General features: G+C 71.1%; 16 protein-coding genes. 11 read left to right on the forward strand and 5 right to left on the reverse strand.

Annotated features, from left to right (window positions below):
* Nucleotides 1–539: 539 nt before the first annotated feature.
* The 8 genes from AB6L24_RS32910 to AB6L24_RS32945 all read left to right on the forward strand — a co-directional run bounded on the left by AB6L24_RS32910 (nucleotide 540) and on the right by AB6L24_RS32945 (nucleotide 9,890).
* On the forward strand, nucleotides 540–1,355 hold the full coding sequence (locus tag AB6L24_RS32910) for an enhanced serine sensitivity protein SseB C-terminal domain-containing protein (protein ID WP_405661441.1): 816 nt from the start codon (nucleotides 540–542) through the stop codon (nucleotides 1,353–1,355).
* Nucleotides 1,356–1,723: 368 nt separating this feature from the next.
* The gene (locus AB6L24_RS32915) at nucleotides 1,724–2,728 is read left to right on the forward strand and encodes an ABC transporter permease (RefSeq protein WP_380847438.1); all 1,005 of its coding nucleotides are present in this window, start codon (nucleotides 1,724–1,726) and stop codon (nucleotides 2,726–2,728) included.
* Nucleotides 2,729–2,830: 102 nt separating this feature from the next.
* Entirely contained in the window at nucleotides 2,831–4,606 is a 1,776-nt protein-coding gene (locus tag AB6L24_RS32920; protein ID WP_405661444.1) for an ABC transporter substrate-binding protein, read from the forward strand.
* Nucleotides 4,607–4,772: 166 nt separating this feature from the next.
* Complete coding sequence (locus AB6L24_RS32925; protein ID WP_405663499.1) at nucleotides 4,773–5,774, forward strand: ABC transporter permease; 1,002 nt, start codon at nucleotides 4,773–4,775, stop codon at nucleotides 5,772–5,774.
* The gene (locus AB6L24_RS32930; RefSeq protein ID WP_405661447.1) at nucleotides 5,771–6,913 is read left to right on the forward strand and encodes an ABC transporter ATP-binding protein; all 1,143 of its coding nucleotides are present in this window, start codon (nucleotides 5,771–5,773) and stop codon (nucleotides 6,911–6,913) included. Before AB6L24_RS32925 ends, AB6L24_RS32930 begins: the two co-directional genes overlap by 4 nt.
* Nucleotides 6,914–6,924: 11 nt before the next feature.
* On the forward strand, nucleotides 6,925–8,139 hold the full coding sequence (locus tag AB6L24_RS32935; RefSeq protein ID WP_405661449.1) for an ABC transporter ATP-binding protein: 1,215 nt from the start codon (nucleotides 6,925–6,927) through the stop codon (nucleotides 8,137–8,139).
* Between the two features lie 178 nt (nucleotides 8,140–8,317).
* Nucleotides 8,318–8,995: a trimeric intracellular cation channel family protein gene (locus tag AB6L24_RS32940; RefSeq protein ID WP_405661450.1), complete on the forward strand. Its 678-nt coding sequence runs from the start codon at nucleotides 8,318–8,320 to the stop codon at nucleotides 8,993–8,995.
* Nucleotides 8,996–9,020: 25 nt separating this feature from the next.
* Nucleotides 9,021–9,890, forward strand: coding sequence for a thioesterase family protein (locus tag AB6L24_RS32945; protein WP_405661453.1), 870 nt, complete (start codon nucleotides 9,021–9,023; stop codon nucleotides 9,888–9,890).
* Nucleotides 9,891–10,011: 121 nt separating this feature from the next.
* Here the strand turns inward: AB6L24_RS32945 and AB6L24_RS32950 are convergent, their stop codons facing one another.
* The 3 genes from AB6L24_RS32950 to AB6L24_RS32960 all read right to left on the reverse strand — a co-directional run bounded on the left by AB6L24_RS32950 (nucleotide 10,012) and on the right by AB6L24_RS32960 (nucleotide 12,683).
* Nucleotides 10,012–11,076: a YeiH family protein gene (locus AB6L24_RS32950; RefSeq protein WP_405661455.1), complete on the reverse strand. Its 1,065-nt coding sequence runs from the start codon at nucleotides 11,074–11,076 to the stop codon at nucleotides 10,012–10,014.
* Nucleotides 11,076–11,657, reverse strand: coding sequence for a cysteine dioxygenase (locus AB6L24_RS32955; RefSeq protein WP_405661458.1), 582 nt, complete (start codon nucleotides 11,655–11,657; stop codon nucleotides 11,076–11,078). Before AB6L24_RS32955 ends, AB6L24_RS32950 begins: the two co-directional genes overlap by 1 nt.
* A gap of 120 nt (nucleotides 11,658–11,777) precedes the next feature.
* Complete coding sequence (locus tag AB6L24_RS32960; protein WP_405661461.1) at nucleotides 11,778–12,683, reverse strand: LysR substrate-binding domain-containing protein; 906 nt, start codon at nucleotides 12,681–12,683, stop codon at nucleotides 11,778–11,780.
* A 128-nt stretch (nucleotides 12,684–12,811) separates the two neighbouring features.
* Here AB6L24_RS32960 and AB6L24_RS32965 point away from each other — a divergent pair, with 128 nt between their 5' ends.
* Nucleotides 12,812–13,846: a helix-turn-helix transcriptional regulator gene (locus AB6L24_RS32965; RefSeq protein WP_405661462.1), complete on the forward strand. Its 1,035-nt coding sequence runs from the start codon at nucleotides 12,812–12,814 to the stop codon at nucleotides 13,844–13,846.
* Here AB6L24_RS32965 and AB6L24_RS32970 read toward each other — a convergent pair.
* Both AB6L24_RS32970 and AB6L24_RS32975 read right to left on the reverse strand, forming a co-directional pair.
* Nucleotides 13,818–14,684 carry an alpha/beta fold hydrolase gene (locus AB6L24_RS32970; protein ID WP_405661464.1) on the reverse strand — a complete coding sequence of 289 codons (867 nt, stop codon included), beginning with the start codon at nucleotides 14,682–14,684 and terminating at the stop codon, nucleotides 13,818–13,820. The genes AB6L24_RS32965 and AB6L24_RS32970 overlap by 29 nt on opposite strands.
* Before the next feature lie 60 nt (nucleotides 14,685–14,744).
* Nucleotides 14,745–15,395, reverse strand: coding sequence for a TetR family transcriptional regulator (locus tag AB6L24_RS32975; RefSeq protein WP_405661467.1), 651 nt, complete (start codon nucleotides 15,393–15,395; stop codon nucleotides 14,745–14,747).
* Nucleotides 15,396–15,528: 133 nt separating this feature from the next.
* Between AB6L24_RS32975 and AB6L24_RS32980 the strand changes: the two genes are divergently transcribed.
* Nucleotides 15,529–15,681 (forward strand): hypothetical protein, encoded by a 153-nt coding sequence (locus AB6L24_RS32980; protein WP_405661469.1) that lies wholly within the window; start codon nucleotides 15,529–15,531, stop codon nucleotides 15,679–15,681.
* A 152-nt stretch (nucleotides 15,682–15,833) separates the two neighbouring features.
* A complete protein-coding gene (locus tag AB6L24_RS32985; RefSeq protein WP_405663501.1) occupies nucleotides 15,834–16,052 on the forward strand; it encodes a DUF4190 domain-containing protein in 219 nt (72 codons plus the stop codon).
* The last annotated feature ends 2 nt before the right edge of the window (nucleotides 16,053–16,054 follow it).

Below are 16,054 nucleotides of genomic sequence, written 5' to 3' on the forward strand. Positions count from 1 at the left end.
TCGGGCTGAGGCGGACGGCCCTCCCCGGGCCTGCCCAACAGCCCGGCACCCTCGGCCCCGCCGGGGTCGCCCCCGCATCGGCGCTCCGCGCCTCGTCCTCAATCGCCGGACAGGCTCTCTCCCACCCACCCGCCCCCACCATGACCGCGCCCGAGCCGGTCCGCACTGCCTGCCCGAAGCACACCCAGCCCGTCCCGCCCCGGGTCCCACAGCAACGCCCCGCCCCGGCCCCGGGTCCCACAGCAACGCCCCGCCCCGGCCCCGGGTCCCACAGCAACGCCCCGCCCCCACCCCGAGCCCCACAACAATGCCCCTCCCCCGCCCCGGGTCCCACAGAAACGGGTGGGCGGGTGGGGAAGCCGCCGCGCAGCGGCGGTACAGCATCCGACGCCGAGCCGAGGCGAAACGGAACGAACGCCCGACCCGAGCCCCGATCAAGGCGCCCACGCCAGAAGTAAGCTGGTTCCATTGACTCGACCCGAGCACAGCCGTGCGGACGGGTCGAGCACGTCGGGCAAGTCGTGAAGGGGCGGTTACGGGTGAGTGCGTCGGGCACGGCCGCGGGCGACGGGGCCTCCCCTGTTGGAGCGCGCCCGCGAGCTTGGGGAAACGTCGAGCACATGCTGCGCCAGGTGGCGCCGGGCCGCTACGACGCGTACGAGGCGCTGCTCGGAGCCCTCGCCGACGACCAGGTGTGGATGCTGCTCTGGCACGGCCAGTCGGGTTCCCCCGACGCGCAGTACGGCAACATGGAGGTCGAAGGGCTCGGCTACGCCCCCTGCGTGACCTCCGCCCAGGAGCTCTCCGCCAGCGGCTGGAACCGCGGCTACGAGGTGCTCACCGGCCTGGACGCGGCCCGCGCCCTGTACCCCGACCACTACGGCCTGTGGCTGAACCCGCACGCCCCGGGCGGCGGCGTCGGCATCCCCTGGCTGGACCTGCGCCGCATCGCAGGCGGCCTCGACCTGCAGCCCGCAGGGCCCCTGCGCCTGACCGAACCGGCCATCGAACTCCCGCAGTTCTACGCCCTGTTGAGCCAGAACGCCCACCGCACCCCGACGGTCCGCTCGCTGCGCCGCGCCTGGGTGCAGCCCGCGCTCGGCGCCCCGTACCTGGCCATCGGCCTCGATGTGTACGACACCTCGCCGGGCGCGGTGGACACGGTCCGCGCGATGATGCAGCAGTCCATCGGCGCCGTCCCCGAGGGCCTGCCGGTCTCCACGGTGGCGATGGCCGACCCGCACGACCCGGTGGCGATGTGGCTGCGCGCCAACGCCCGCCCGTTCTACGACCGCGACGCACAGGCGGCCCCGGCCCCCGCCGCGGGCGGATACGGCTATCCCGCCCCGTACTGAACAAAACGGCACAAACCCCTCCGCACTGATCCGGACAGCGTCCGGATTTCGCCGGTCGGTAGCTTGCTGATCAGCACCGACGTGCGTGATGTCCCCTAAAGGTGCCCGAGCGACGGTATGGACTCCTGTGGCGCCTTGACCCCGAAGTGCCCTGCGTTCGCCCGGCGTTCAGTCTCGTCCGGATAACGGAACACCTCGATCAGCATCACGGTTGCGCATCCATTCCCCGACAAGTCTGGTAACAGATCACGACCCCGTTGAAGACTCCCGCTCCAAGGGGCCTTCGCCCCTGTGTACGACGGACGATCACGTCGCTACAGCGGCAAGTGCGGGCCGGTCACCGCCGGTTGAGAGGGGTCCCTGCCACGATGACGGCGCCATTGCATGACACACCTGCGGACGCGAAACCCACCGAGGACGTCGCTCCCGCAGCTGGTGCGGGGGTGAAGAAGGTCGAGGGACGGTCGCTCAAGCAGATCGCCTGGAACCGACTCAAGCGGGACAAGGTCGCCCTGGCCGGCGGAATCACCGTGCTCGTACTGGTCCTGGTCGCGGTCTTCGCGCCCCTGATCGTCAGCCTCCTCGGCCACCCGCCGAACGACTTCCACCAGGACAAGCTGGACCCGCTGACCAACCTGCCCACGGGCTCACTGGGCGGCGTGAGCAGCGACTTCCTGTTCGGCGTCGAGCCCAACAAGGGCCGCGACGTGTTCAGCCGGATCGTCTACGGCGCGCGGATCTCGCTGCTCGTGGCCTTCCTCGCCGCCGTGGTCGCGGTGGTGCTCGGCACGCTCTTCGGCATCATCGCCGGCTACTTCGGCGGCTGGGTCGACGCGCTGATCAGCCGGGTGATGGACGTGCTGCTGTCCTTCCCGCAGCTGCTCTTCATCATCTCCCTGGTCTCCGTGCTCCCGGACGATCTGCTCGGCCTGCAGGGCACGAGCGTGCGCGTGGCGATCCTGATCCTGGTGATCGGCTTCTTCGGCTGGCCCTACGTCGGCCGCATCGTCCGCGGCCAGACGCTCTCGCTGCGCGAACGCGAGTACGTCGAGGCGGCCCGCAGCCTCGGCGGCGGCCGCCGCCACATCCTGTTCAAGGAGCTGCTGCCCAACCTGGTCGCCCCCATCACCGTCTACGCGACGCTGATGATCCCGACCAACATCCTGACCGAGGCCGCCCTCAGCTTCCTCGGCGCCGGCGTCAAGCCGCCGACAGCCTCCTGGGGCGGCATGCTCCGCGACGCCCTGGAGACGTACGAGCACGATCCGATGTTCATGGTCTTCCCCGGCGTGACGATCTTCATCACGGTGCTCGCCTTCAACCTCTTCGGGGACGGTCTGCGCGATGCGCTCGACCCCAAGGGAACCCGCTAGCAGTCCCCAACTGACTTGCCCCTGCCGCAGTCAGGTGGCTCTTTCCATGGTTCTCAGGCAGCTCATGGCCAGGGACCGCGAATCTCGGAGGTTTGCGACAAAATGCCAACAGTTTCCTCGAAGCGACGGCTCACCGCTGGTGCGGCCCTCGTCGTCGCGGCGCTGGTGACCACCACCGCGTGCGGTGGCGGCGACGGCGACGGCGAAGGCAAAGGCAAGGGCGCCGGGTACAACGCCGCCCTGAACAAGGTCGCCAACCCGTCCAAGAAGGCCGGCGGCACCCTGCGCATGGTCGGCAAGCAGGACCTCGACTCGGCCGACCCGCAGCGCGCCTACTACGGCATGTCCTGGGACTTCATGCGCTTCTACACCCGGCAGCTGGTGTCGTACGACACCAAGCCGGGCAAGGCGGGCACCAAGCTGGTCCCGGACCTCGCCGAGGCCAACGGCAAGATCTCGGACGGCGGCAAGACCTACACGTACACGCTGCGCGACGGCGTCACCTGGGAGGACGGCTCGCCGCTGACCTCCAAGGACGTCAAGTACGGCATCGAGCGCATCTGGGCGACGGACACCATCACCGGTGGCCCGCAGTACCTGATGAAGGCGCTCGACCCCAAGGGCGAGTACAAGGGCCCCTACAAGGACTCGTCCAAGGACAAGCTCGGTCTGAAGGCGATCGAGACGCCCGACGACAAGACCATCGTCTTCAAGCTGCCGAAGCCCAACGGTGACTTCGAGCAGTTCCTGGCCATGCCGTCCGGCTCGCCGGTGAAGGCGGCCAAGGACACCAAGGCCAAGTACACCCAGCGGCCGTTCTCCTCCGGCCCGTACAAGTTCTCGCAGTACAAGCCGGGCAAGAAGATCATCCTGGTCCGCAACGACAAGTGGAAGAAGGACTCGGACCCGATCCGCGCCGCGCTTCCCGACAAGGTCGACGTGACGATCTCCGCCAACCTGGAGGAGAACGACAAGCGCCTGATGGCCGGCGACTACGACGTCGACCTCAACGGCACCGGCATGACCCAGTCCGGCCGCGTCACCGCGATCCAGAAGCACCGCAGCAGCATCGACAACATGCACACGTCCTTCGTGCGCTACGTCGCGCTGATCCACACCGCGAAGCCGTTCGACAACGTGCACTGCCGCAAGGCCGTCTTCTACGGCACCGACTTCGCGGCGCTGCAGCAGACCCGCGGCGGCAAGCTCGCGGCCGGTGACATCGCCAACAGCACCTTCCCGAAGGCGATCCCGGGCTACAGCGACTACGACCCGTACGGCGTCCTGGAGCGCAAGGGCAAGCCCGACGCGGCCAAGGCCAAGGACGAGCTGAAGAAGTGCAACAAGCCGGACGGATTCAGCGCCAAGATCACCGCCCGTAACAACAACCCGGGTGAGGAGGACACCGCCGAGGCGCTGCAGGCCCAGCTGAAGAAGGTCGGCATCAACCTCTCCGTCGAGACCCTGGACGGCGCGGACTCCTCCAGCATCACCGGTTCGCCGTCCGTGGTGAAGAAGCGCGGCTACAGCATGCAGATGAGCGGCTGGGGCCCGGACTTCCCCTCCGGCCAGGGCTACGCGCAGCCGCTGTTCGACAGCCGCTTCCTCGCCGAGACCGGTAACTACAACGAGTCCCAGATCAAGGACAAGAAGATCGACGGGCTCTTCGACAAGGCGATCGCCGAGACCGACCCGGTCAAGGCCGGCGAGACCTACAAGGCCCTGGACAAGCGGATCCTCGACCAGGCCGACTGGATGCCCTTCCTGTACGAGAAGAACATCACCTGGCGCGGTCCGCGACTGACGAACGCGTACATGTCCGACGCGTTCAACGGTCGGTACGACTACGTCTCGCTCGGCGTCAACGACAAGAAGTAACACCGCGAGTGTGCCGCCGCGGCGGGAGAACTCCCGCCGCGGCGACCGCTCTTGACCGACCGCCACGCCACCGCCGCATCCCGCCAGTCCGAAGGGCAGGTGATGGCCCCGGGCGGTGACCGGAGCCCCTCACGAGGGGGCCCTGGGCACCGCCGGGCCGCGCACAGTGCTTGCTTATCTCATCCGGCGCCTGATCGCCGTCATCATCATGGTGCTGGTCGTACTGCTCGCGACCTTCACCGTCTTCTACATGCTGCCCAAGTGGGCGGGACAGGACATCGCCGTCCTCTTCGCCGGCAAGCAGGCCGGAGCCGAGCAGCTCGAGGGCATCCGGACCAAACTCGGCCTCAACGACCCGCTGCTCGTGCAGTTCTGGGACTTCGTCAAGGGCATCCCGATGGGGCGCGACTACGCCAACGGCAGTGACGTCACCCACTGCCCGGCGCCCTGCTTCGGCTACTCCTTCCGCACCGAGGCCCCCGTCTGGGAGACCCTCAAGGACGCCCTGCCCGTCACCGGCGCGCTCGCCGCCGGTGCCTGTGTGCTGTGGCTCGGCGCCGGTGTCCTCACCGGTGTGATCTCCGCGCTCAAGCGCGGCACCATCTGGGACCGCGCCGCGATGACCACCGCCCTCGGCGGCGTCTCGCTCCCCGTCTTCTTCACCGGCATGATCGCGATGGGCGTCTTCGTCCACAACCTGGGCTGGGTGAAGATCGCCGACAGCCTCAGTACGGACGACTCCATCGACGTCTGGTTCCAGACGCTGATCCTGCCCTGGGTCGTGCTCGCCTTCCTGAACGCCGCGATGTACGCCCGCCTCACCCGCGCCACCATGCTGGAGGTGCTGGGCGAGGACTACATCCGCACCGCGCGCGCCAAGGGCCTCGGCGAGGCCGTCGTCATCCGCAGACACGCGCTGCGCTCCGCCATGACACCGATCCTCACCGTCTTCGGACTCGACCTCGGCGTGCTCATGGGCGGCGCCGTGCTCACCGAGTCCACCTTCAACCTCCCGGGCCTCGGCCTGGAAGCGGTCAGGGCCATCAGCAGCAAGGACCTGCCCGTGATCCTCGGCGTCACCCTGTGTGCGGCCCTCGCGATCGCCATCGCCAACCTCGTCGTGGACCTTCTGTACGCCGTCATCGACCCGCGAGTGAGGCTGGGATGACCGAACTGTCCAAGAGCGGAGCGGCGCCCGAGGGCGGCGCGGAAGCCACCGTGTCGAAGACCGGCACGGCCGTCGGCGAGGTCGTCGCCGGCTCGCCCGCTCCCACCGCCTTCCTCGAGGTGCGCGACCTCAAGGTGCACTTCCCGACCGACGACGGCCTGGTCAAGTCCGTCGACGGCCTCAGCTTCAGCCTGGAGAAGGGCCGCACCCTCGGCATCGTCGGCGAGTCCGGGTCCGGCAAGTCCGTCACCTCGCTCGGCATCCTCGGCCTGCACACCGCCGGGCAGTACGGTCGCCGCAAGGCGCAGCTGTCCGGTGAGATCTGGCTGAACGGCACCGAGCTGCTCAGCTCCCCGGCGGACGAGGTGCGCAAGCTCCGCGGCCGCGAGATGGCGATGATCTTCCAGGACCCGCTGTCGGCGCTGCACCCGTACTACTCGATCGGCAAGCAGATCATCGAGGCGTACCGGGTCCACAACGACGTCGACAAGAAGGCGGCCCGCAAGCACGCCATCGACATGCTCGACCGGGTCGGCATCCCGCAGCCCGACAAGCGCGTGGACTCCTACCCGCACGAGTTCTCCGGCGGCATGCGTCAGCGCGCGATGATCGCCATGGCGCTCGTCAACAACCCCGAGCTGCTCATCGCCGACGAGCCGACGACGGCCCTCGACGTGACGGTGCAGGCGCAGATCCTGGACCTGATCCGGGACCTGCAGAAGGAGTTCGGCTCCGCGGTCATCATGATCACCCATGACCTCGGCGTGGTGGCGGAGATGGCCGACGAGCTGCTCGTGATGTACGGCGGCCGCTGCGTCGAGCGCGGCTCCGCGCAGCAGGTCTTCTACGAGCCCCAGCACCCCTACACCTGGGGTCTGCTCGGCTCGATGCCGCGCATCGACCGCGAGGAGACCGAGCGCCTCGTCCCGGTCAAGGGCTCCCCGCCCAGCCTCATCAACCTGCCGAGCGGCTGCGCCTTCAACCCGCGCTGCCCGTACGCGGACGTGCCCAAGGACCAGATCACGCGCAGCGAGCGCCCCGAGCTGAGCTTGGTCGGCTCCGGGCACTACTCGGCCTGCCACATGTCGCGCGAGGAGCGCACCAAGATCTGGACCGAAGAGATTGCGCCGAAGCTGTGAAGGACCAGGACATGACCATCCCCGCGCAGGCGAAACCCGCCCCGGCCTCCGAGGGGGACGTGCTCCTCAAGGTCGATGGCCTGGTGAAGCACTTCCCCATCAAGAAGGGGCTTCTGCAGCGCCAGGTCGCGGCCGTCCAGGCCGTCGACGGGATCAGCTTCGACGTGCGCTCCGGTGAGACCCTCGGCGTCGTCGGCGAGTCCGGCTGCGGCAAGTCGACCATGGGCCGGCTCATCACCCGGCTGCTCGAACCGACCGGCGGGCGGGTGGAGTTCGAGGGCACGGACATCACGCACCTGGGCACGGCGAAGATGCGGCCGCTGCGCCGCGACGTCCAGATGATCTTCCAGGACCCGTACTCGTCGCTGAACCCCCGGCACACCATCGGCACGATCGTCGGCGCGCCCTTCAAGCTCCAGGGCGTGAACCCCGAGGGCGGCATCAAGAAGACCGTCCAGGGCATGCTGGAGCGGGTCGGCCTCAGCCCCGAGCACTACAACCGCTACCCGCACGAGTTCTCCGGCGGTCAGCGCCAGCGCATCGGCATCGCCCGTGCGCTCGCCCTGCAGCCGAAGCTGGTCGTGGCGGACGAGCCGGTGTCGGCCCTGGACGTGTCCATCCAGGCCCAGGTGGTCAACCTCCTGGACGACCTCCAGGACGAGCTCGGGCTCACCTACGTGATCATCGCGCACGACCTGTCGGTCATCCGGCACGTGTCCGACCGCATCGCGGTCATGTACCTCGGCAAGATCGTCGAACTCGCGGACCGCAAGGACTTGTACACCAAGCCCATGCACCCGTACACGAAGGCGCTCCTGTCCGCGGTGCCGGTGCCCGACCCCAAGCGGCGCGGCGTCAAGAGCGAGCGCATCCTGCTGCGCGGCGACGTGCCCTCGCCGATCGACCCGCCGAAGGGGTGCCGCTTCCACACGCGGTGCTGGAAGGCGACGGAGATCTGCGCCGTCAAGGAGCCGCCGTTCGTGGCCCTGGAGACGGCGCACCAGGTGGCGTGCCACCACCCGGAGAACGCGCCGGACCAGGCGCCGGAGGACACGAAGCTGCTCTCCGTGGCCCGAGAGGCCATTGATGTGGTGTCGGTCACCACCGCGGCAGATGTCGCTGACGCTCAGGTTGAGGACGAGGCCGCCGCCTCGGCGGAGGAGTCCGCTGCCGCGGAGGCCGCGGAGGCGCCTGAGGCCAAGGCGACCGACGTGACCAAGGACTGAGTGCACGCCGATCGGCCTGCGGCCTCGTCCTCAAACGCCGGACGGGCTTTGTCTGCCCTCCCGTCCGCTCGCCCCTGAAATGGGGCGGGCGGACGGGTGAAAGCCCGTCCGGCGTTTGAGGACGAGCCTGGCGGAGCCGGCGATTCGGGGTCCCCCTCCCGGCGAGGGACAATGCGGCGTGCTTCAGGAATTGTTCAGCCCGGGGGTCCAGCACGCACTGGACATCGTCGGCATCTTCGTCTTCGCGATCTCCGGCGCCCTCCTCGCCGTGCGCAAGAACTTCGACGTCTTCGGCATCGCCGTGCTCGCCGAGGTCACGGCCCTGGGCGGCGGCCTCTTCCGCGACCTGGTGATCGGCGCGGTGCCCCCGGCCGCCTTCACGGATCTCGGCTACTTCCTCACCCCGCTGCTCGCCGCGCTCCTGGTGTTCTTCCTGCACCCGCAGGTCGAGCGCACCCAGTTCGCGGTGAACGTCTTCGACGCGGCGGGCCTCGGCCTGTTCTGCGTGACGGGCACCACGAAGGCGTACGACTACGGGCTCGGCCTGACCGCTTCGGCGACCCTGGGCCTGGCCACGGCGGTGGGCGGCGGTGTGCTGCGGGACATCATCGCCAACGAGGTGCCGTCCCTGGTGCGCTGGGACCGTGACCTGTACGCGGTTCCCGCCATCGTGGGGGCCACCATCGTCGCCCTGTCCATCCGCTTCGAGATGCTGAACGGTTTCACCACGGCGCTGGCCATCGTCACGGCGTTCGTCCTGCGGCTGCTCGCGATGCATTACCACTGGCGGGCGCCGCGCGCCTGGAACCGCCGCTCCTCGGCGTCCGAGGAGCCGGAGCATAAAGCTACCGCTTAGTAGTTTTCTGTTGTACGTTGCCGGTATGGCTGACACAGCAGCGGCGCCCACGACGCGCGCCACGGTCGGGGACAGCGAGTTCGACCGCGACACCGCGGTCACCCAGCGGGAGCCCGGCGTCTACGACATCGACCTCTCCGCGGGCTGGACCATCGTCAGCGCCGTCAACGGCGGCTATCTCCTCGCCGTCGTCGGCCGCGCCCTCGCGCACGCGCTGCCGCACTCCGACCCGTTCACGATCTCCGCGCACTATCTGACGGCGTCCGACCCGGGCCCCGCGGTGATCCGCACCGAGACCGTCCGCACCGGCCGCGGCCTGTCGACCGGGCAGGCCTCCCTGGTGCAGTTCGAGGCCGACGGCACCGAGGTCGAGCGGCTGCGCGTGCTCGCCTCGTACGGGGACCTGGACGCCCTGCCCGACGACGTGCGCACGACGGCCAAGCCCCCAGAACTGCCCCCGGTCGACCAGTGCTTCGGCGCCGACGACGCCCCGCCCGAGCAGCGCGCGGTCCCGGGGTCGTCCGCGATCGCCGACCGTCTGTGGCTGAAGCTGGACCCGGCCACCCTCGGCTGGGCGCTCGGCCAGCCGTCCGGCAAGGGCGAGATGCGGGCCTGGTTCGGGCTCGCCGACGGGCGCGACGCGGACCCGCTGTCGCTCCTCCTCGCCGTGGACGCGCTGCCGCCGACGGCGTTCGAGATGGGCCTCTCCGGCTGGGTGCCCACCATCGAGCTCACCGTCCACGTGCGGGCCAGGCCCGCGCCGGGACCCCTGCGCGTCGCCATCACCACCCGCAACCTCGCCGGCGGCTTCCTGGAGGAGGACGCCGAGGTCTGGGACTCCGCCGACCGCCTGGTGGCCCAGTCCCGCCAGCTGGCCCGCGCCCGCCTGCGCTGACCGCTCCACGCACTCCGCCCGGGCCGACTCCAGCGGCCCGGGCGGGGTGCGTCCGGGCCGGGCGGCCTCCCCGGCACACGGGACCGGCCGGGCCCTTCCCGCCGCGTCGGCCGGACCCCGCTCACCCGGTCAGACACACCCCCGCGTACGACACCCCGCCGACCACCACCCACGCGCACAGCCCCACGAGCCCCACCCGGCCCCCGGTGCGTACCAGCGTCCGCAGGTCCACCGCGCTGCCGAGGCCGAACAGGGCGGCGGCGAGGAGCAGTTCCTGGGCCGTCCCGGCCACGTCGAGGGCCGTGTCCGGGAGCCACCCGGTGCTGCGCAGGCCGACCATCGCCACGAAGCCCGCGACGAACAGCGGCACCAGCGGCGGGCGCCGCTCACCGGGGCCCGCGGCTCCGTCAGCCGCGGCCGCGCGCCGGGCTCGTACCGCGATCGCCACGCCCGCGACCAGCGGCGCGAGCAGCGCCACCCGCATCAGCTTGACGAGCACGCCCTCGCCGAGCGCGGAGCCCCCCGCGGTCTGCGCGGTGGCGACGACCTGGCCCACGTCGTGCACGCTCGCCCCGACCCAGCGGCCGAACTCCGCGTCCGTGAGCCCGAGCGGCCCCTGGAGCAGCGGGAGCACGGCGATCGCGAGCGTCCCGCAGAGCGTCACCACCGCCACCGAGGCGGCCGTGTCGCGCTCCTCGCTGCGGGAGACGTCGCTGACCGCGCCGATCGCCGACGCCCCGCAGATCGAGTACCCGGTGGCGATGAGGAGCGGCTGGTCCCCGGGCAGGCCCAGCTTCCGGCCGAGCCACCAGGTGCCGAAGAACGTCGCCGCGACCACCACGAGCACCATCGCGACGGTCGCCCAGCCCACCCCGAGCACATCGCGCAGGCTGAGCTTCAGGCCGAGCAGCACCACACCGACCCGCATCAGGCGCTTCGCGGCGAAGGTGAGGCCGGGCTTGGCCCAGCCGCGCACGCACACCCGGGAGCCCGGCACCTGCGCGGCGGCGAGGCCGAGGACGATGGCGACCGTCAGCATCGGCACGTCCGGCACGAGCCGGTGCGTCAGCCAGGCGGCGGCGACCCCCGTCCCCGCGAGCGCGAGGCCCGGCCAGGGGCCCGTGCCGGGGGCGGCGGGGCGCGGCGCCGGCGCCGTCCGCGGCGGGCGCTGTCCGAGCAGGGCCATCAGCGGTCGGCCGGGAGGTCGTACACCCGTCGCACGCTGCTGCCGAGCCGCCCGATGTCGGCGCCGTAGACGTGCAGGGAGATCGCGCGTCCGGCGCCCGCGTTCCACACCCGGTGGATGTCTCCGGGCGGCGCGAAGCCGCACACCGCGCCCTGCGGATTCACCACGTCCTCCGTGGCGACGAGGTGCGCGGGAACGCCGTCCTCGGCGGGCACAAGCCGGTAGCGCCGCTCGTGCTCCTCGCCCTCGTGCACGCCGGTCACGCACCACGACACGTGGTCGTGCACGGACGTGCGCTGACCGGGCAGCCACACCAGGCCGACGACGGAGAAGCTGCCGTCGCTCTCGGCATGCAGGAGGTGCTGGCGGTAGCGGTCCTGGTCGCCCTCGCACTGCTCGGCGGTGAGCAGGTCGGCGGTGCCCAGGTGCGGTGCGAGGCGCTCGCCCACCAGGTACGCGGTCAGGTCCGGGGGCAGGCCGCGGCCGACGGCCTCGCGTATCTCGGCGACGAGCGCGTCCAGGCGGGGCGTCGTACAGGGGCGGGCGGGCGCGGTGCGGGTGTGCGCGGTGGGGGTGGTCATACCGGCAGCGTCGGGCCGCCCCATCCATCACGTCCAACGACAGTCTCTTGGCTCTCCCTCAAAAAATGCTTATGGGTTGGCCGTTCAAGTGCCGTGGGGGAGCGGTCGGTCGCGCCGCCCTCAGCAGCCGACGCGGTTCGCCGCGACCGCCCGCAGCTCGTCGAGCACGAGGGCCGTGGCCGGAATGCGCAGGTGCTCCCGCAGGACGTACGCGGACACCTGCCGCCGGGACGCCGGGTCGAGGGGGCGTCCCGTGACCGAGCGGTGGCACAGGAAGTTCAGGACGAGGCCCGGCATCATCGCGATGCCGAGGCCCTCGGAGACGAGGCTCTGGATGACGAGGTTGTCGTCGGTGGTGAAGGCGATGTCCGGGGCGAAGCCCTGCTCGGCGCACTCGTGCAGGAAGTTGGCCCGGCAGCGCAGGCAGCCCGCGATCCAGCGCTCCTCCGACAGGTCCGCGAGCCGCACCGAGCGACGCCGCGCCATCGGGTGCCTGGTCGGCATCAGGACCGTCAACTGGTCCTCCATCAGCGGTACTTCCACGACCTCGTCCGGCACCTCTTCGAGCAGGCCGGGATAGGTGAAGGCGAGGGTGACGTCGGCGTCGCCGTGCACCAGGCGCTGCAGGGACTCCGGCGGCTCGTACTCCTGGAGTTCGACGCGGATGCCGCGGTGGTTGCGGGCCAGGCGGGCCAGCGCCTCCGGTATCAGCGTGGCCGTGGCGCTCGGGAACGCGCAGAGTCTGACCCGGCCGGTGCGCAGCCGTGTGATCGCGTTCATCTGCTGCTGGGCCGCGTCGATGTTGCCGAGGATCACCCCGGCGTGCCGGGACAGCGCCTCACCCGCCTCCGTCAGCCGCATCCGGCGGCCGACGCGCGTGAACAGGACCGTACCCACGGACCGTTCGAGCGCCTTCATCTGCTGGGTGATCGCCGGCTGCGTATAGCCGAGCGAGCGGGCCGCGGCGGAGTACGAACCGGTGCGGACCACTTCGTGGAAGGACCTGATGTGCCGGGAGTCGAACACAGTCGAATCATAAGCAAAATTTGGGAACAGCTGACGGGCCTTTTCCGTCGCTTCTGGATCCGTCGGGCGTCGCCCGCTCCGGGGCGCCCGGCCGTCCGGCGTCGTGGGCGTGCGCGATCCTTGACCGCGTGAAGTCCGACCGGCTGCTCTCGATCCTGCTGCTGCTCCAGACCCGTGGCACGGTGCCCGCGCCCGAACTCGCCGAGCGCCTGGAGGTGTCCGTCCGCACCATCTACCGCGACGTCGACGCGCTGTCCGCGGCGGGCGTCCCGGTCTACGCGGAGCGCGGGCGGCACGGCGGCATCACACTGCTGCCCGGTTACCGCACCGACGTCACGGGCCTGACCGCCGACGAGTCGCGCGCTCTCTTCGTCCTCGCCGCGCAGGGCGCCCACGCCGCGCTAGGCTTGGACGCGGCCATCGGCTCGGCGCTGCGCAAGGTGATGGCGGCGCTGCCCGCACCGCACCGGCCCGCCGCCGAGCTGACCAGCCGCCGGATCCTCGTCGACGCCTCGCGCTGGACGCGCGGCCCAGGCTCCGGCCTGCCCCTGGACCATCTGGGCACGCTCCAGGACGCGGTCTTCGCCGACCGGCGGGTGCGCGTCAGCTATGTGCACAGCCGGTCCGAGGGCGTGCGGGACTACACCCTGGATCCTTACGGGCTCGTGTCCAAGGCGGGCGTCTGGTACCTCGTGGCCGACCGGGACGGCGAGCCGAGGCTCTTCCGCGCGGACCGGGTGCGCTCGGCGAGCCTGACGGAGGAGGCGGTGCGGCGCCGGCCCGGTGTCGAACTCGCCGACGTGTGGGAGCGGTTGAAGCAGTGGGTGGAGCGGCGCACCGGCGGCATCGAGGTCACCGCGCGGGTGCGCCGCGACCGCTACGGGCGCTTTCTGCGGCTGCACGGGGGCGTGGTCACGGAGGTGGTGGCGGAGGACAGGGGCGCGGAGGACGGGCGCGCGGAGGGTGTCGAAGGGGGTGGCCCGAGGGCCGGCGAGGGCACGGGGGAGTGGGTGACCGTGCGCCTCGTCGTCGAGGAGGAGCGCGCGGCGCGCGCCCTGCTCGCCTTCTCCGACGCCGTCGAGGTCCTTGCGCCGCCGGAGATCCGCGAAGAGCTGGCGCGGGCCGCCGCGGCTGTCAGCGCACTGTACGAGGGCCCGCATTGAGGAAACGCGCGAGCTCCCCCGTGAGTTCCGCCGGCGCGTCCTCCTGTACGAGATGTCCCGCGCCCTCGATCAGACGCAGCTCGGCGCCGGGGATCAGACCGGCGAGTTCGTGGCCGCGCGCCACCGGGATCCAGGTGTCCTCGGTGCCCCAGCAGACCAGGACGGGCAGCGCCAACTCGCCGTACCTGCCCTGGATCTCGTCCGTGAACCGCTGGTCGTTCTGCTCGATCTGACGGTAGAACGCGGGCCTGCCCGCCTCCGTGCACCAGGGCGCGACGAGCCGGTCGAGCACGGCCGGGTGCAGCCCGCGGTGGCTCGCCGAGCCGACGTACTCCCGCACCAGCGCCTCGTGCAGCGCGGGCGGCAGCTGGGCGAACACGTCCGCGTGTGCGCCGAGCAGCCGGTACGTGGGCGAGCCCCACGGCGCGAGCGCCACCGGGTCGACGACGGCGAGCCGGGCGTAGCGCGCGCCGTGCAGCAGATGCGCCCGCAGGGCCACGCAGCCGCCGAAGTCGTGGGCGAGGACGGCCGGGGGCCGCTGCCCGTCCAGGCCCCAGTGGGCGAGCAGTTCGGTGAACACGCGGGCCTGCGCGGCGAGCGAGACGTCCTGCCCGGCCCGCATCTCGGACGCCCCGTACCCGGGCAGGTCCCAGACGTACACCCGGTGGTCGCGCGCGAGCGCCCTGGCGACGCCCCGCCAGACGTACGACGAGAACGGGGTGCCGTGGACCAGGACCACGGGGTCCGCGTCGGCCGGGCCGATGCCGGCCCAGCGGACGGCGCCCGAGGAGGAGGCGAAGCTCTGGTCGAGGGGCCAGTCGGCATGCGTGGTTGTCATGACCGGGAAGGCTAGTTGCCCCTTACGGCTGCGTCGAGTACCGGCCAGACTTGTCCGCCGTCACCCGTTGTTCTCGTCCACCGTCGCGTCCAGCCAGTGCCGCCGCCCCAGAGTGAGCAGGCGCAGTTGTCTGCGGGCACGGTCGGCCACGGGTTCCTCGTCGTCGGTCCCCAGGAGCGCGGACGCGGTCATCACCATGTGGTCCACGTACATCCGGGCGAGCATGAGCAGGTCCGCCTCGCTCCAGCCCGCCGCCTCCGGCTCCTTGGCGAACTGCGCCGCCACCTCCTCGGCGAACAGCGCGAGTTGGCCGCCGATGGCCTCGCGCACCGCCTTCACTCCGCCGTGCTGCTCGCGCGCGATGAAGCGGGCGTGGGCGGGGTGCGTCCGGACGTACGCGACGATCAAGTCCACGGCGGCCGTGATGCGCTCCTCGCCGTCACCGGTCGCCGCGAGGGTGGCGACCAGGGTGGTGTGCAGGCTGCCCAGGGCCTCCTCGACCAGGGCCACGCCCAGGTCGGCCGTGTCGCGGAAGTGCCGGTAGAAGGCGGTCGGGGCCACGCCGACGGCGCGGGTCACCTCGCGCAGGCCGAGGCTGGACAGGCTCTGCTCCGCGAGGAGGTGCAGCGCCGCGTCGAGCAGGGCCTGCCGGGTCTTCTGCTTCTGCGCCTGGCGGGCGCCCGGGGCCGGGCCGTCGAGGGTGTGACTCATGCCATGCAGTTAACAACTGTTCTCCGAGTTTTGAAAGCCGCGGGAAGAGTAGACTCTCCAGTCAGTGAACAGTTGTAACCACAAGCGTTCACCGAAGGTTCGACGGCTGTCCGTACAGGAAGGGGTCCTTCTCATGCTGTTCCTCGTCGCCGCACTCCTGCTCCTCGGCGTCGCCATGGGCACCGTGGCGCACGCCCCGCTGCCCGTCTCCCTCGTCATGGCCGTCGTCATCGGCGTCTGGCTGCTGGTGTTCGCGCTGCGCGAGCGCCGCGCGGGCCACCGCTGACCGCCGTACGGCCGCCCGACTCCGTACGAACTCCGACCACCCCGAGGAGTCGCACCATGGAACTCGCCGCACAGGCGCCGACCGAGAGCGGGCCGCAGGCGACGGACAGCAGGGAGCGAGACCGGCCCGTCGGCCGTCGCGACACCGACGGCATGGCCGTGGCCTCCTTCGTCCTCGGCCTGCTCGGGCTGCTCGTCCTGAACATCGTGCTCGGCCCCGTCGCCATCGTCCTCGCGTCCCTCGCGCTGTGGCGCGGCACCGCACGGCGCGGCCGCGCGCTGCTCGGACTCGGGCTCGGCGTGGCCGATCTCGTCGTCCTCGCCACGCTGATGTCCCTGAACAACTCGGTGTCCTGGAGCTTCGCGGGCTGACC

Origin of the sequence: Streptomyces sp. RK9 (assembly GCF_045070545.1) — a bacterium.
In the GTDB taxonomy this organism is placed as follows: domain Bacteria; phylum Actinomycetota; class Actinomycetes; order Streptomycetales; family Streptomycetaceae; genus Streptomyces; species Streptomyces alboflavus.

Bases quoted from the DNA above. Each gene is read 5' to 3' on its own strand.
- AB6L24_RS32950 (WP_405661455.1), bottom strand. From the start codon at position 11,076: ATGGCCCTGCTCGGACAGCGCCCGCCGCGGACGGCGCCGGCGCCGCGC.
- AB6L24_RS32920 (WP_405661444.1), top strand. From the start codon at position 2,831: ATGCCAACAGTTTCCTCGAAGCGACGGCTCACCGCTGGTGCGGCCCTC.
- AB6L24_RS32930 (WP_405661447.1), top strand. From the start codon at position 5,771: ATGACCGAACTGTCCAAGAGCGGAGCGGCGCCCGAGGGCGGCGCGGAA.
- AB6L24_RS32970 (WP_405661464.1), bottom strand. From the start codon at position 14,684: ATGACAACCACGCATGCCGACTGGCCCCTCGACCAGAGCTTCGCCTCC.
- AB6L24_RS32975 (WP_405661467.1), bottom strand. From the start codon at position 15,395: ATGAGTCACACCCTCGACGGCCCGGCCCCGGGCGCCCGCCAGGCGCAG.
- AB6L24_RS32915 (WP_380847438.1), top strand. From the start codon at position 1,724: ATGACGGCGCCATTGCATGACACACCTGCGGACGCGAAACCCACCGAG.
- AB6L24_RS32955 (WP_405661458.1), bottom strand. From the start codon at position 11,657: ATGACCACCCCCACCGCGCACACCCGCACCGCGCCCGCCCGCCCCTGT.
- AB6L24_RS32985 (WP_405663501.1), top strand. From the start codon at position 15,834: ATGGCCGTGGCCTCCTTCGTCCTCGGCCTGCTCGGGCTGCTCGTCCTG.
- AB6L24_RS32945 (WP_405661453.1), top strand. From the start codon at position 9,021: ATGGCTGACACAGCAGCGGCGCCCACGACGCGCGCCACGGTCGGGGAC.
- AB6L24_RS32980 (WP_405661469.1), top strand. From the start codon at position 15,529: ATGCTGTTCCTCGTCGCCGCACTCCTGCTCCTCGGCGTCGCCATGGGC.
- AB6L24_RS32935 (WP_405661449.1), top strand. From the start codon at position 6,925: ATGACCATCCCCGCGCAGGCGAAACCCGCCCCGGCCTCCGAGGGGGAC.